The organism is Paenibacillus sp. F411 (assembly GCF_017582705.1).
GTDB classification, from domain to species: Bacteria; Bacillota; Bacilli; order Paenibacillales; family Paenibacillaceae; genus Paenibacillus_AQ; species Paenibacillus_AQ algicola.
Genome location: NZ_JAGFIP010000014.1, coordinates 9,560 through 25,417, shown reverse-complemented (window position 1 = coordinate 25,417; position 15,858 = coordinate 9,560). Strand labels below are relative to the sequence as shown.

Here is a 15,858-nt window from a genome sequence, read left to right as displayed (position 1 = left end):
AGGGAGGATTTTATGAACAGACCCATAACACGGCTTCAAGCCCGCATATGTATGGCGATGATGGTGGTGCCTGTAGCGCTGTCAGGCGGAGGGAGTGCAGCGGCTGAGGGTGCTGCAGCAGGTTCAACGTCTCAGGGAGTCATGATGAATACAGGATACAGCAGCGCCCGGTCTGGTGTTTTTGCGGCGGCAGATCTGTCCCCGAACGCTTTGTCCGCAGTCGCCCAGGTGGATGCTGCATCCGGCACAGTGAGAATTACGGGGACGGTCTCCAAAGGGGCAGGTCAGCCGGTTACGGTCATGGTCATCCGGCCGTCCGGCGGTATAGATTATGTGGATCAGACCTCTAGCAGCAGTGACGGACAATATGAGTTTCAATATGTGCTGGAGGAAATGAGTCCGAGGGGGACCTATCTAGTCAAGGTGGGAGGCAGCGGAGGAGACACATTGGTAACGACGGAGTTTACGTATTCAGCGATCTCCCAGCCCACTCCGCCGCCAGTGAGTGTACCGGAAGCGCCTGGCGCGCAGCCCACTCAGCCGTCACAGCCGCCTGCTGTTCAGCCGGGCCCAGTCCCGTTATATGTCGTAGATGCTTCCAGCCTCAGCGCAGTCAATACTGCGGGGCCGGGGCCGGTCACCATAAAGGTGCCAGCAGGGAATGAGGGAGTTAAGCTGCCGTACAATGCAGGGGAGCTCTTGGGCAGCCGCAGCCTGATTATCCACAGCGGCGCGGTCAGCGTCGAGATCCAGCCGAAGGTGCTCTCTGATCTGGTCAAGCTCAAGGCGGGTGAGAGTCTGGAGGGGGCAGCCATATCGTTTATCGTTCAGGAGTTGAATGTATCAGAGGCGGAGAAGCAGCTGCCGCAGCGCACGGCCGGAACCTGGATGACAACAGCCGGACAGGTGCTGGATCTGGATCTGGCGCTGCACACGCAGTCCGGCACCGCGGTCAGGCTGTCATCCTTCTCCGAACCTATTGAGGTGTCTTTCGGCTTCGATGAGAATCGTGAGAAGCGTCTGATGGGTGTCTACTACTGGAATGAACAGCAAGGAGCATGGGAGTATATGGGCGGAGCTCTGGACACAACAGAGACGCGCCTGATCGCGAAGCTTCCCCACTTCAGCACCTTTGCAGTTCTGGAATACCATAAAGCGTTTGCGGATGTACCAGCCGGGCACTGGGCTCAGGAGACGATTACTACGCTCGCGGCCCGGCACATCGTCTCCGGGGTATCGGACACCATGTTCGCTCCAAGCCGGCAGGTGTCCCGGGCTGAGTTTGCAGCGCTGCTCGTTCGCACGCTTTCCCTTCAAACTTCAGGTAGAGTCACCCATTCCTTTCAGGATGTGCCGAGTTCATCATGGTTTGCTTCTGAAGTAGCAGCGGCCTATGATGCCGGACTCATCCAGGGCAAGTCGGCCAAGGCGTTTGAGCCGCATGCCGGGATGACCCGTGAGGAGATGGCGGTCATGCTGGTTCGGGCATACGAGCTTTCCCGCGGCGCGTCTGCAATGTCTTCCTCCACCACCAGGTACGAGGATCAGAACGAGATTGCATCGTGGGCCCAAGCACATATTAGCCGTGGAACCGCAGCCGGGCTGCTGAACGGAGCCGGTGGAAGCCGCTTTCTGCCGAAAGCCTCCGCCAGCCGCGCAGAGGCCGCGCAGGCTGTTGCGAACATGCTGATGGCTCTAGAAGGTTAAGAACGAAGCAATGAGGAGAGGATTTAGAAAGGAGCCGCGGGGTTGAAGCGGCTCCTTTATTTAGGTTAGTGTATAGTTGATTTAGAGATGAATTAAGGCAGGAGAGATGGATATGGCCAAAACAATTATAGAAAAGCTGAACCTGCATAAATACGAGCACGCCGCCGTGCTATTTACCCCGGAGGGGGAGGACAGCCTGGCGTCCTTGACAGCCGCAGACCGGGCATTGAAGCCTCAGGTGTATGATATGATTTTTGCGTTCTGTCTGGATCTGAGAGCCTTGCAGGAGCTTGTCGCAACGGTTATTGACCGGGACTGTATCCGAAAGGGAGGGTATTTATACGCCGCTTATCCCAAGAAAGGCAATCGCGTATACGACTCTTATATTCACCGGGACACGCTGTTTGAGGGACTGGGAGCAGATCCGGAAGGGTATATCGGGTCAAGCACTATGAAATTTAGCCGGATGGTGGGCATGAATGACGTCTTTACCGTGGTCGGCTTCAAAAATGAAGGCACGAAGAAGGCCCGATCCTCCTCAAAGCCCAGCCAGTCCGTCGCCGATTACATTGCGATGATACCGAATATAGAGCAGGATTTGAGCGGGGAGCCGGAGGCGCTGGCCTTCTATCAATCGCTGACTCCCGGCTACCAGCGAGACTGGGCGCGTTATGTCTACAGTGCCGTGCAGGAGGGAACAAGAGCCAAGCGGCGGGAAGAGATGAAGTCGGTATTAATCCAAGGCTTCAAGAGCATAGAGCTCTATCGGCAAAATAGCAGATGATCCTGCTGCTGCCAACAGGCAACAAGCATGTCTTATTCAGGGCATACGCAAAGCCCGGCAGCAGCACTTGGTTTTTGTAGACCTGCGCGTGGATTACCGGCAGCATTCGTTCGCAATACTGGTGCTGCCGGAGCGGGATTTACATAATTTTTTGATTCGTGTCGCTTCTTCAATGATGTCATCCACGCTGTGGAAGCTTTCGCTTTGATTGGTGACAACGGCAATGGATATGGACACCAGCGGGATCTGGCCGTAGACGCCAGAGCGCCCATCACCCATCACGTAATTGTTCTGGAGATCTTCTTGCTTGTACAGGCTGCTCTTGAGTGCTTCAAACTGTTCGATGACCTGACTGCAGGAGTTGGCGTAGCTGTGATGGTTCAAAATGACGATGAAATCATCCCCGCCGATATGTCCCAGGAAAGAGCCGGGTCCTTGAAACGCCTCCCGCAGCAGATTGGCCGTCGCCTGGATCAGAACGTCGCCCATCTTGAAGCCGTAGCTGTCATTGTACGATTTGAAGTAGTCGAGATCAACGTACAGCACACTGAACTGTTCCAGCAATACGGTCTTCTGAAGCTGCTCATCAATCATATGATTGCCCGGCAGTCCAGTCAGCGAATTGAGATAGGCTGCTTTCTCCGCCCGGATGTCGGCGACCTCCAGGAGCAGCCTGCGAATGCTTACAGCACCTAACAGCTGGTCTTCCCGAAGGACCAGTACGACATCATACAACTCCTCCTCTGCCCGGTTCATCGCCTGAAGGCTGACATCAATGATGGATTCGCTCGCATCCACGACAAGTGGACAGCGGTTCATAATCAGCTTGACCGGGCGCTGAATGTAGATGTTATAGCCATATTGAGTTCCCACATGCTGATAAAACCGGTTGCGTGTCAGCAGAGCAGGCTTGCCGGTCTCCCCGACAACAGCGATGCCTTCCAGCCTGTGGCTCTGCTTGAACCATTCGTCTGCAACCCGGCAATTGGTATCCGGGGAGACGACGGGAATGGTCTCGGCAATGTCGCCGATTTGTGCCAGCGTCAAGTCGACTCTCCTCCTCGTCAAGCCTTTCATTACGAACGGGCATCCGGGCCCGCCACGGCTCTGCTCACATCGATGTCTTCTCACAGACAGGCAGTGAAGCGGTCTGCAGCTCGGTAGCCGGTCGTCCAATGGCATAGCCCTGCCCGTATTCAATCCCTTCCTGTTGTAAAAAAACAAATTCCTCCCGCGCCTCAATGCCTTCTGCAATGATATGCGTCCCGGATTCCGCAGCAAACTCCTGCAGCAGCTTGACGATCCGCTGTTGATTTGGGCACTGGTGGACGTTTCGGATCAGCGATTTATCCAGCTTGATGAATTCAGGCTTCAGGCTCACAATCGCCTTCAGGCTGTTATAGCCAGAGCCTGCATCGTCAATAGCCACGCGAAAGCCTTGGGCGCGGTAATGGTACAGGATGCGTTCGAATTCCACGTAATCATGGACCGCCTGCTTCTCGGTCAGCTCGAAGACTACCTGCTTCGGCGACAGGCCGTATCTGGACAGCAGCTGCAATGTTTCACCACTGCGATAGTTGGTATCCAGCAGCACTTGAGGATGGATATTGATGAAGATCACAGTATCTCGAGGCTTGTCCGAACGCGTTAACGCAGCGCAGAAGCGATTAAAGGACAAATCCCGGCTGGCACGCTCAAAGGCAAATACCTGATCGGTATGTCCAATAAAATCATAAAAAGCTTCTGTATTCGGAAACAGAGAAGAGGCCGGCGGACGGTTCAGCACCTCATAGCCGAGAGGACTGCCCTCCTGCAGGCTGATGACCGGCTGAAAATACGTCGTCAGCGATTGGTCCCGGATCATCCCCCGCAGAGCATGATAACGTTTCAGAGAGACCATGTACTGCCGGATGACGTCAAACAGGTAAGTCATAGGTTTATTAACACCTGGAGAATTCTGTGAAGAAAAGAGATGTGTTTTCATAATCCATCCGTCCTTTTATGCCTGAAGAAGCGAGGCGAGGTTCATGTTGTTTTGCCGCTATAGCCTTATACTATCACTATGTATATCGCACCGTGTTAACAGAATGTTAAATTCGAAAGGCGTAAGGAAGAAAAATAGAGCTGCATTCGCAGCAACGTCAACGCGTTCAGAATACGAAATGGAGGATACTTTTGAAAGACGGGACTCTTGCTCTATAATAGAAAAGCTGGCTCCATAAAGCTGCACAGGAACAAGCATCCACAGAACAGGAGAACGTTCAACATGAATACCATTCGAAAAATGGCCGTGATCGGCCTCGGACACATGGGCAAGCATATGATTCACCGGCTATTGCCTCAATTTAAAGGCCAAATCGAGCTGAGCGCCATTTGCGACAGCCATGAGGAAAGACTGCGCAGAGAAGCCGCCGAGATCGCAGACAGCCCGCGCCTATACACAGATTACCGCCAGCTGCTGAATGAAACAGAGCTGGATATGGTATACATTGCGGTTCCGCCCTCCCTGCATGAGAACGTGGCGAAGATCGCGTTCGAGAAGGGGCTCCACGTATTCTGTGAGAAGCCGCTTGCGAACAGTCTGGAAGAAGCGAGAGTCATGACCGCCCTCGCGGAGCGAAGCGGAAAGATTCATGCCGTTCATTTCTCACTTCCGCTGGACCCGGCTGTGCTGAAGATGAAAGCGCTGCTGAAGGAGAGAGCCATCGGCGCGATTGCGGGCATGAATTTGTTCCTGGAATTCCCGCAGTGGCCCAGAGCCTGGCAGCATAATGCGTGGATTACATCCAGGCAGCAGGGCGGATATTTGCTGGAGGTGGGAATTCACTGGATTCAAATGATTCAGCAGGTGTTCGGACCCATCACTCATGTCCAGAGTCAAGTGACGTTTCCCGAAGATGCCTCCCAGTGCGAAAGCCTTGTGCGCGCTGTGCTGCGCCTGGAGGACGGCACGGACATTCAGTTGTCAGGAACCGACCGCCGGGAAGGTGATGAGCGAGTCTCGCTCGTCATCCATGGCGAAGAGGGGAGAATCGCCTTGGAGAACTGGCGGGACCTGCAGCTTGGCGGCCCGGCCGAAGCGGAGATGCAGCCGGTGCCATTGGATGATGTCTCTAGCCCGCTGCCAATGCTCAAGCAGTTTCTGCAGTGCATCAAGGGTGAACCCGGTGTCATCTTTAACTTCCACGACGGCTATAACGCTCAGGTGATCCTGGAGGCTCTGCGTCATCCCGGTGAGGGCTGGGTGGATGTACGGGATCAGCTGCTGGGTTATTCCTCTGCCGAGATGTAAACGGATCATCAGCAGGCATTCCGTCTTCTTGGCCTATGCCCACAATACTTTATCCAAAAAAGCTGACGTCACGGCTCGACGTCAGCTTCTTGGCGTTCTTCAGACCAAGACCATGCCTCAGTTACGATACCCCCTCGGCATCGGCAATGGAGACGGCAGGTATTCTGCGCTTGATCCGTACGGCGCCGTAGTACAGCGAGCCAAGCAGCAGCCAGCTGAAGCCAAGCAGGAGCGAATCAAGGTCCAGCAGGGTAATCAGATACAGAATAAATCCGGCGCCCAGAAGCGGACAGAAGAACCGAAGAAGCAGGTTTCTCGCGCCCCGCTGCTTCTCCCGGAGGATATAGTGGGAAATGACCGAAAGGTTGACGAATAAGAACGCAGTCAGAGCACCGAAGCTCACGAATTTGATCGCGGTGTCCAAACTCATAAACAACGCAGATAGCGAGATGATGCTGACCAGCACGATGTTGAATACGGGCGTGCGGAATTTAGTGTGAATGGAGCCGAACGTCTTGGCAGGCAGAATGGCGCTCCGGCCCATCACGAACAGCAGGCGGGAGACAGTGGTCATGGAGGACATGCCCTGAGACAACACAGCGAAGATGACGACAAAGGTATAGATGGAGGCCAGGCCGCTTCCGCCGATCGCCTGCATGAGTTCGAAGCCCGCCGACTCCGCATTAGCGAAGGTGAAGGACGGGTACATTTGCTGAATCAAATACGCCGTTACAAAATAAATCGCGCCCGCGATCAGAACGATGGCCATAATGGCGCGGGGGATCGTTTTCTTGGGGTCCTTGGTTTCTTCCGCCATCGTGGTGACCGAGTCGAAACCGAGGAACGAGAAGCAGACGAGGGAAGCACCGGCAAGGATGGTGGAGAAGGATACGCCGTCCGTTGAAGGCAGCGGATTCCAGCCTGCACTCAGGCCATATTCCGTTGCATTGTATACAATCAGTCCGCAGAAGCCGGCAATGAACAGAATCTGCATCGTCACGAACACCTTGTTCAGGTTGGCGGAGGATTTAATTCCGATGATATTCACGACCATAATGACAAGCGTTAACGCCAGAATCCAGACAAAGGAGGGCACTGTGGTGAACTGGGCATTCAGGTTAATGCCGAACATAAGCACAGCCACGATACAGGAGAACAGATAATCCAGCAGAATGACCCAGCCGACCAGAAAGCCGGTAAAGGAATTCATGGATTTCGTGACATAGGTATAGGCGGAGCCCGATACCGGGAACGCCTTTGCCATCTGCGCATAGCTGGCCGCTGTAAAGATAATTGCGATAAAAGCCAGTACATAGGCAGCCAGCATCATCCCTCCGGAGCCTTCAGAGAGTACCCCGAAGCTGGTAAAAAAAATCATGGGAGACATCCAGGCCAGCCCCATCGTCACCACATGTGTCATGGAAAGATTGCGTTTTAAAGTGATCTCTCTTGGCATCTTTCATTCCTCCTTGTTATTGTCGTTCGTCGGCGGCAATGATTTTCTCGTGTTATATAATTTAACATTGTTGCAGGTAACGGTTCAAAAGACAACAACATTTTTTTCATAAAAATTAAAATACAGCCTTCGAATTTCAAAAACTCATGCAAACCACCCCTTTTTTCGCCTGAAAAAACATTTTTATCACGATATTTACTCTTTTTAATTGTTGGTTGCCTGCAATCTATGTTAGGATAGTTAACACAAGGACAACAAAAGTGAAAATAAAAGGTTTTCTAGGGTTCCGGGCTGCCAGGTGCAGCCGTCTGGTCCGAGAGAGAACGCATCGGGTGCCAGTGCCGGTGTACACGGCGGGACAAAAGCCCGGGAGAATGCATCAAAAGTTATCTTTTGACGTTCTTCCGGGCTTTTATATTTGAATAAGGGAGGCCATTCTCATGACAGCAGTGTTCAAGATGATGATTCCAGCGGGCGGTAAATGGTCCGCACAGGTAGGTCGGGGCAAGCAGATCCGAATCACGGCACAAGGAGAGCGGGCTAATCTGGCCTGCATGCTGTACAACGCCAAATCTCCTGCTGAACGCTACAATATGCCGGATACCCTGAAGGCACAGCATACTGCGATGCTGACTGCCGGTCATGTGCTGATGAGTGATCAGGGAAAGGTGCTGGCATCGATGATCCAGGACGAGGTGGGCTGGCATGATTCTCTTTCGGGCTACACGACGAGACGGGGCACGGATGAGAAGTACGGGTGGACTCGTTACCAGACGGAAGGGAATAAGTGGTACCGCAGCGGAGAAGAGAATTTCAAGGTGGAGCTCTTCCGCCACGGCCTGACAGGCAGGGACATGGTAGCGCCGGTTAATTTTTTTACAAAAATCGTATGTCAAAAGGATGGGGCCATGCGCTATGTAGAGCAGGCGGTGGCTCAGCAGACCGTGATCCTTCGAACAGAGATGGAGGTGCTGGTTGTATTCTCGAATACGCCAAGCCCGCTGGATCCCTCCGAGCACTATCTTATCGCTCCCATTGAGATCGAGATTTTGGACGCAGAGCCTGTGAAGGAAGATGATATTTGCGTGAATCGATGCGGGGAGAACCGCCGGGCATTTGAAAATACATGGCATGACAATGCGCTGTTGAAGGGGGCTTATTGAGATGGAGAACCTAAGAGCGATGGAGGACAGACGGAGCGTGGAGGCTGCCGTGTATGATCAGACGATTTTGGCAGGGGACGGATGGATGCATGATCTGCTGCCGGGTCAGGTGCTTCGGATCGTCGATGTGGAAGGCAATCAGGCCGTAGATACGCTGTTCTATTCAACAGAAGATCCTGCGGATCACTATAGTGCAGTGGGGACGATCACAAGACAAGGCAGCCTGTATCTTACGACAGGCTCGGTGCTGGTTGCTGAATCCGGGCGGGAGCTGCTGAAGATTACGGCCGATACCTGCGGACGTCACGATACGATCGGGGGCGCTTGCTCGGCGCAGAGCAACACGGTCCGGTATGCCCATGACACACTGCCGATGCACAATTGCCGGGACACCTTCATGCTCATGCTGTCAGAGCGGAGTTCGTTTAGCAAGCGGGATTTGGCACCTAACGTGAATTTTTTTATGAATGTACCTGTGACGCCGGAGGGAGGCCTGACCTTTGAGGATGGCATTTCGGGACCGGGCCGGTATGTCGAGCTTACCGCTTTGGCTCCGGTAACCGTGCTGATCAGTAACTGCCCGCAGCTGAACAACCCGTGTAACGGCTACAACCCAACCCCTGCAAGAGTGCTGATCTGGGATGGAAATGGAGAAACAGGCGAAGGAGGCGAGGTCCATGTTTAAGAAGGTTCTGATTGCTAACCGGGGCGCAATTGCGGTTCGGATCGAGCGTACCCTGCGTCAAATGGGAATTCCATCGGTGGCCGTGTACACCAAGGCGGACCAGGACAGCCTGCACGTCTATCAGGGGGATGAGGCGGTGCAGATCGGGGAAGGCCCGGCCAAAGAAAGCTATATCAATGCCGAGCTGATTCTGCGTACCGCACTGGAGGTAGGTGCTGATGCGATTCACCCGGGTTATGGATTTTTGAGTGAGAATGCTGAATTCGCCAGGTCCTGTGCCAGAAACGGCATTACATTTATCGGTCCGTCTCCGGAGCATCTTGAGATGTTCGGACTGAAGCATACGGCGCGCTCCATGGCGCAGGCGGCAGGTGTGCCTCTGCTCCCCGGCACTGCATTGATTACAGATGTGGAAGCAGCGGTTCGTGCTGCGGAAGAGATTACTTATCCTGTGATCCTAAAAAGCACAGCCGGCGGCGGCGGCATCGGGATGCGAATTTGTGATCATGCCGAGGCTCTGCGCGAGGCGTTCGATGCGGTAACCCGGCTCGCGATGACGAACTTTAACGATGGCGGTGTGTTTTTGGAAAAATATGTGGAGCGCGCGCGGCACGTGGAGGTGCAGATCTTTGGTAACGAGTATGGGGAGGCGGTGGCTCTCGGTGAGCGTGACTGCTCTGTGCAGCGAAGAAATCAGAAGATTATTGAGGAAACCCCGGCCCCCTGCTTCCCGGATCGGCTGCGCCATCGCATGCATGAGGATGCGCGCCAGCTGGCGCTTACGGCAGGCTACCGCAGCGCGGGAACGGTGGAGTTCCTGTATGACCCTGAAGACGAAAAATATTATTTCCTCGAGGTAAACACCCGACTGCAGGTGGAGCATGGCGTGACCGAGGAGGTGCTCGGCATTGATCTGGTGGAATGGATGATCCGGGAAGCTGCCGGTGATCTGCAGCAATTAAGTGCGAAAGCAGGGACGCCGCAGGGTCACAGCCTTCAGGTCCGGCTCTATGCCGAGGACGCGGTGAACAGCTTCCGTCCCAGCGATGGCATGATTGATCAGATTGTATGGCCGCGCAATACGCGTGTGGAAACCTGGATTCAGAACGGCGTGCAGGTTACGACGCTGTATGATCCTATGCTTGCGAAGCTCATTGTGCATGCTCCTGCCCGGGATGAAGCTATTCAGGCGATGATGACCGCCCTTGGAGAGCTGCGGGTGTACGGGGTGACAACCAATAAGGCTTATATTGAAGGATTTTTGCAAACCCCGGCTTTTCAGGAGGGGAAAGTATATACACATATTCTGGATGGCTTCATGCCCACCGAGCTTGCGATTGAGGTGCTGGACGGCGGTGTTCAGACCACGGTGCAGGATGATCCCGGCCGGGTCGGATACTGGGATATCGGGGTTCCACCGTCTGGTCCAATGGACCGCCTGGCCTTCCGGACCGGGAACCGGCTGCTTGGCAATGACGATCAGGCTGCAGGCCTTGAAATGACGCTGCGCGGCGGGGCGTACCGATTCCGTGCAGATTTCAGAATCTGTCTCACCGGTGCTGACATGCAGGCGACCATAGACGGGGACAAAATCCCGATGTATACGCCGATACCTGTGAAGGCGGGGTCCACGCTCACTCTTGGCGAGGCGCAATACGGTATGCGAGCCTATCTGCTCGTGGGCGGGGGCCTGGATATGCCGTTGACCCTTGGCAGTGCGGCTACCTTTACACTTGGCGGCTTCGGGGGACATTCCGGCAGTGCATTGCGAGCGGGTGCGGTGCTTGGCGTCCATCCCGGCCCGTCTGAAGATAGCGCGCCGCTCCTTGCCGGGCTGCCACCAGCCTCGGTACCTCAGCTCGGCCGGGAGTGGAATATTGGCGTCATTCCGGGCCCGCATTGTACCGCGGAGTATGTGCTCCCGGAGTACTTGGAGCAGCTGACGACAACTTCGTGGGAGGTTCACTTCAACAGCTCGCGCACCGGCGTCCGGCTCGTAGGTCCCGCACCGCTGTGGGCTCGGGAGGACGGCGGGGATGCCGGACTGCACCCCTCCAACATTCATGACAATGCCTATGCGATAGGTGCTCTGGATTTGACCGGCGACATGCCGATTCTGCTCGGTCCGGACGGACCGAGTCTCGGCGGCTTTGTCTGTCCGGTGACCACAGCCACAGCCGAGCTATGGAAGCTCGGACAGCTGCATCCTGGCGATCATGTTTCCTTCACGCTCATCACCGTGGAAGAAGCAGAGCAGCTGCGCCGTGAGCAGGAAAGCTATCTCAGCACACTTGCGAATCATCCGGCCTTGCCAGCGCTTCCGGCACAATCCAGCGGAAACTACATGCCGCTCCTTGCTTACGAAGAAGAGGGTCGCCGCTTTCCGATGGCCATCCGCTGCTCCGGAGATGAGAATTTGCTGATTGAGTATGGGGAACGCGAGCTGAATCTGCTATACCGTTTTCAAGTGTATGTGCTGATGCAGGCTATTGAAGACAGCGGCCAGATTCCATATATCGAGATGACCCCGGGCATCCGTTCCTTGCAGATTCATCTGGATGCATCCAAGATGACGGTCAAGGAAGCGGCAGTCATGATTCTGGGACTGGATCAAGCTCTGCCTCCGCTGGATTCGATTGAAGTACCATCCCGGATCGTTAAGCTGCCCTTGTCGTGGGATGATCCAGCAACCCAGCTTGCGATTGAGCGTTATCAGCAGAACGTGCGCCCGGATGCGCCTTGGTGTCCGAGCAATCTGGAGTTTATCCGCCGGATGAACGGTCTCGGCTCGCATGATGAAGTTGCAGAGGTCGTGTTTAATGCCTCCTATCTTGTGATGGGGCTTGGAGATGTGTATCTGGGTGCGCCGGTAGCTGTTCCGCTGGATCCCCGGCATCGCCTCGTAACAACAAAGTATAACCCAGCGAGAACCTGGACGCCGGAAAATGCCGTTGGCATCGGCGGAGCCTATCTGTGCATCTACGGGATGGAAGGACCAGGAGGCTATCAGTTTGTTGGCCGGACGGTACAGATGTGGAACAAGCATCGCGAAACCGTTAATTTTGAAAAAGGGAAGCCTTGGCTGCTGCGGTTTTTTGACCAGATTCAGTTCTATCCGGTGACTCAGGAGGAGCTGCTGCAATACCGGGAGGATTTCCCGCGCGGGCGCTTTGAGGTTGAAGTGGAGGAGACGACGTTCCGTCTAGGCGATTATCTGAAATGGCTGACGGACATTCAGGAGGAATCCTCGGTCTTTCGGAATCGGCAGCAGGCGTCATTCCAGCAGGAGCGGGAGCGGTGGAGAGAGCTGGGAATTGCGGAATATGTGTCGGAGGCTGAATCGGCTGGATCCGAGGAGCAGGAGCAGCTGCCTGAAGGCAGTGTCGGCATTAACAGCTCCATGTCCGGCAGTGTTTGGAAGGTGCTCGTCAGTCCGGGGGATGAGGTGCGAAAGGGAGACACTCTTTTAATAGAAGAAAGTATGAAAATGGAGTTCCATCAGGTGGCCCCGTTTGACGGAATTGTGGCTGCCGTATACGCCAATGCCGGGGCCGAGGTTAAAGCTGGCGACTGCATTGTCGCATTATTTCCGGTCGAGAAGGAGGCGATGGTCTAATGTCTGTGCAAGCTGTGCCTCATGAATTGACGATTGACTCTCTGCAGCAGGGATATCGAGCCCGTGCCTTTACACCGCAGGAGGTCATGGAAGCTGTAATCCTGCGGGCAGAGCGGGACCGCGAGATGAACATCTGGATCACATCGCCTTCTCTGGAGAACCTTGCGCCTTATCTGGAAAGGCTGCAGGAGCTGGAGCCGGCGGAGCATCCCTTGTGGGGGATTCCTTTTGCCGTGAAGGATAATATCGCGGTAGCCGGGTGGCCGGTTACCGCAGCCTGTCCGGCATATGCCTTTACGCCGCAAGAGTATGCCGGGGTAGTAGCGCGGCTGGTGTCTGCCGGAGCTATACCTGTAGGCAAAACCAACCTGGACCAGTTCGCGACTGGTCTCGTGGGCACACGCAGCCCATACGGCGATACGCATAACGCCTTGCTGCCCGAGCTGATCAGCGGCGGATCAAGCTCCGGCTCGGCCGTTGCCGTTGCCCGGGGTCAAGCCGCTTTTGCTCTTGGAACGGATACCGCCGGATCGGGACGTGTACCGGCAGCGCTTAATCGGCTTGTGGGCTACAAGCCGGCTGTCGGGGCCTGGCCGCTGAGCGGTGTAGTGCCGGCATGCCGCAGCATCGACTGTGTGAATGTGTTCGCACACCATATACAGGATGCCGCGGTGGCAGACAGCATATTGCGCGGACGGGACCCGGACGATCCTTTCTCCGTGGACCGGCCGCTGGGACGCGCTGCTTCTCCCCAGGTATGGCTGCTGCCAAAGGGTCCGCTGTCATTCTATGGTCCCTTCGCCCACGAGTATGAACAGGCATGGGAGCGCACCCGGGACCTTCTGCAGCTTCATTTCGCTGTGGAGGAAATGGATATCAGCTTGCTGCAGGAGGCAGCAGCGCTGTTGTATGAAGGGCCGCTTGTGGCAGAACGCTGGTCTGATCTTGGTGATTTTGTTGAGGGACACCGCGGGGAGGTGTTCCCGGTAACCGAGAAGATTCTGCGCACCGGGGCCAAAGCAGAGTTCAGTGCAGCAGCCCTTTTTCAAGCGCAGCATCGTTTGGCGGAAATCAAGCATATTATTGCGAAAGCGCTGAGTGGAGCCGTTCTGCTGCTGCCTACCTGCGGCGGTACGTGGAGCCGGGCACAAGTGCAGCAGGATCCGATAGGCACCAACAATCAGATGGGGCTGTACACGAATCACTGTAACCTGCTGGATTTAAGTGCCGTTGCCGTGCCGTCTGTCGATGCCGGTCCGCAGCTGCCGTTTGGAGTCACTTTATTTAGTGTACCGGAGGAGGAAGGGCAATTGACAGCCGCGGCGGCTCAGTTCCGCAGCCTGGTCGAGGTCGTAACCGTGGCTGTCTGTGGACTGCATATGAGAGGCTTTGCGCTGGAGCCGCAAATGACCGGACTGGGTGCAGTGTTCCTGGAGGAAAGCAGAACTTCCCCGACGTATGAGCTGTATAGGCTGCCTACTGTTCCTCCGAAGCCGGGGCTGGTTCGGGTCGCAGAAGGGGGTGCCTCAATAGCGGTTGAGCTGTGGAGTATGCCGCAATCCTCTCTAGGAGCGTTCACCGCCGGCATCCCCGGTCCGCTGGGGATCGGAAAGATTGAGCTTGACGATGGCCGCATTGTATCAGGATTTATTTGCGAAGCTTATGGGACGGAAGGAGCCGTGAACCTCACCGAATACGGTGGATGGCGAAAGGCGATGGACATGGCGAAAGCCTGATCAGATGTGAAGCGCCCGTGGTGCAGCTGTGCTGCATGACGGGCGCTTTTTATAGGGGGATGACTGTATGATGTGCCAACTTGTCTGCTCCACACTGTGCGGGGGACGCGCCTCGCTTGAAGCGCGCGCTGTAGACTGTGCGGCGAGCACGCCTCGCCTGAAGCGCGCGCTGCCCCACCGCGTGCGGCGGTCCCGCCTCGCTTGAAGCGGGCGCTGCCCCACATTGTGCGGCGGCCCCGTCTCCCTTGAACCGCATGCTGCTCCATCCCGTGCCGTGAACACGCCCTGGCTCATACTCTAACGGTTGCCACAGCGCTTATTAATGGCTATTCGGGAGTAAACTAATTCTAACGGTTGTGAGCGTGCTTATATGATGGAATAAGTCGCTGAAAGGCATCAAATTACCCAAATAACTCGTCTAGCAACCGTTAGATTTAAAGTAACCGTGGATTGGACCAATTAACGCTTGTGGCAACCGTTAGAAGGGCTAAACGCTCCGCCACACTGTGCGGCGCGTCCGCTTCGCTTGAAGCGCGCGCGGGCCCGCATCGTGCCGCGAGCGCGCCTCGCCTGAACCGCGCGCTCCAGACTGTGCCGCAAGCACGCCGTTCACGAACCGCACGCTGCCCCATCCTGTGCGGCGAACACGCCCTGGCTCATGCTCGCTCTAACGGTTGCCACAGCGCTTATTGATGGCTATTCGGCAGTAAACTAATTCTAACGGTTGTGAGCGTGCTTATATGGTGGAATAAGTCGCGGAAAGGCATCAAATTACCCAAATAACTCGTCTAGCAACCGTTAGATTTACAGTAACCGTGGATTGGACCAATTAACGCTTGTGGCAACCGTTAGAACCCTTGTACCACCCGTACCGCGGTCCCGCCTCGCTTGAACCGCACCATGCCGCGACCCCGTGTCGCGAGCCTCCCTCGTTTGAAGCGCGCGCTCCAGACTGTGCCGCAAGCACGCCGTTCACGAACCGCACGCTGCCCCACCGCGTGCGGCGAGCACGCCCTAGCTCATGCTCTAACGGTTGCCACAGCGCTTATTGATGGCTATTTGGCAGTAAACTAATTTTAACGGTTGTGAGCGTGCTTATTTGGTGGAATAAGTCGCGGAAAGGCATCAAATTACCCAAATAACTCGTCTAGCAACCGTTAGATTTACAGTAACCGTGGATTGGACCAATTAACGCTTGTGGCAACCGTTAGAAGTGCTAAACGCTCCGCCGCACCGTGCCGCAGCCCCGCCTCGCTTGAACCGCACGCTGCCCCATCCCTTTCCAGCCAGCTCAGAGCTAAACAGGGTAAAAAAAGAACCTGACATCCTCTTCAAATCTACAATTTTGATATCAAAAATTAATCCTTGTCATCCGATATACATAGTTGTCCTTTCTCATCTCAGGAACTGGATTCACTT

At 55.3% G+C, this 15,858-nt stretch carries 10 protein-coding genes and 1 riboswitch; of the genes, 7 read left to right on the top strand and 3 right to left on the bottom strand.

Annotation, left to right across the window (positions count from 1 at the left end; all coding sequences use genetic code 11):
- Positions 1 to 12: 12 nt before the first annotated feature.
- Both JJQ72_RS14510 and JJQ72_RS14505 read left to right on the top strand, forming a co-directional pair.
- Positions 13 to 1,707 carry an S-layer homology domain-containing protein gene (locus JJQ72_RS14510; protein WP_208204105.1) on the top strand — a complete coding sequence of 565 codons (1,695 nt, stop codon included), beginning with the start codon at positions 13 to 15 and terminating at the stop codon, positions 1,705 to 1,707.
- 112 nt (positions 1,708 to 1,819) lie between these two features.
- Positions 1,820 to 2,491, top strand: coding sequence for a YdeI/OmpD-associated family protein (locus JJQ72_RS14505; protein WP_208204104.1), 672 nt, complete (start codon positions 1,820 to 1,822; stop codon positions 2,489 to 2,491).
- A gap of 93 nt (positions 2,492 to 2,584) precedes the next feature.
- Here the strand turns inward: JJQ72_RS14505 and JJQ72_RS14500 are convergent, their stop codons facing one another.
- Positions 2,585 to 3,538: a GGDEF domain-containing protein gene (locus JJQ72_RS14500; protein WP_233281138.1), complete on the bottom strand. Its 954-nt coding sequence runs from the start codon at positions 3,536 to 3,538 to the stop codon at positions 2,585 to 2,587.
- 64 nt (positions 3,539 to 3,602) lie between these two features.
- Positions 3,603 to 4,424, bottom strand: coding sequence for an EAL domain-containing protein (locus JJQ72_RS14495; protein WP_233281139.1), 822 nt, complete (start codon positions 4,422 to 4,424; stop codon positions 3,603 to 3,605).
- Between the two features lie 333 nt (positions 4,425 to 4,757).
- Between JJQ72_RS14495 and JJQ72_RS14490 the strand changes: the two genes are divergently transcribed.
- Complete coding sequence (locus JJQ72_RS14490; protein ID WP_208204103.1) at positions 4,758 to 5,783, top strand: Gfo/Idh/MocA family protein; 1,026 nt, start codon at positions 4,758 to 4,760, stop codon at positions 5,781 to 5,783.
- 121 nt (positions 5,784 to 5,904) lie between these two features.
- On the opposite strand, the gene JJQ72_RS14485 is transcribed toward JJQ72_RS14490, so the two are convergent.
- Positions 5,905 to 7,239 carry an APC family permease gene (locus JJQ72_RS14485; protein ID WP_208204102.1) on the bottom strand — a complete coding sequence of 445 codons (1,335 nt, stop codon included), beginning with the start codon at positions 7,237 to 7,239 and terminating at the stop codon, positions 5,905 to 5,907.
- A 267-nt stretch (positions 7,240 to 7,506) separates the two neighbouring features.
- Positions 7,507 to 7,614: riboswitch (guanidine-I (ykkC/yxkD leader) on the top strand.
- A gap of 65 nt (positions 7,615 to 7,679) precedes the next feature.
- Here JJQ72_RS14485 and JJQ72_RS14480 point away from each other — a divergent pair.
- Genes JJQ72_RS14480 through JJQ72_RS14465 form a run of 4 tightly spaced genes read left to right on the top strand, consistent with a single transcriptional unit; the run spans position 7,680 to position 14,439 of the window.
- A complete protein-coding gene (locus tag JJQ72_RS14480) occupies positions 7,680 to 8,402 on the top strand; it encodes an urea amidolyase associated protein UAAP1 (RefSeq protein WP_208204101.1) in 723 nt (240 codons plus the stop codon).
- A 1-nt stretch (position 8,403) separates the two neighbouring features.
- Positions 8,404 to 9,087, top strand: a complete 684-nt coding sequence (locus tag JJQ72_RS14475; RefSeq protein WP_208204100.1) for an urea amidolyase associated protein UAAP2 — start codon at positions 8,404 to 8,406, stop codon at positions 9,085 to 9,087.
- A complete protein-coding gene (gene uca, locus JJQ72_RS14470) occupies positions 9,080 to 12,703 on the top strand; it encodes an urea carboxylase (protein WP_208204099.1) in 3,624 nt (1,207 codons plus the stop codon). The genes JJQ72_RS14475 and uca overlap by 8 nt, the downstream gene beginning before the upstream one ends.
- Positions 12,703 to 14,439: an allophanate hydrolase gene (locus JJQ72_RS14465; RefSeq protein WP_208204098.1), complete on the top strand. Its 1,737-nt coding sequence runs from the start codon at positions 12,703 to 12,705 to the stop codon at positions 14,437 to 14,439. Before uca ends, JJQ72_RS14465 begins: the two co-directional genes overlap by 1 nt.
- Positions 14,440 to 15,858: the final 1,419 nt, after the last annotated feature.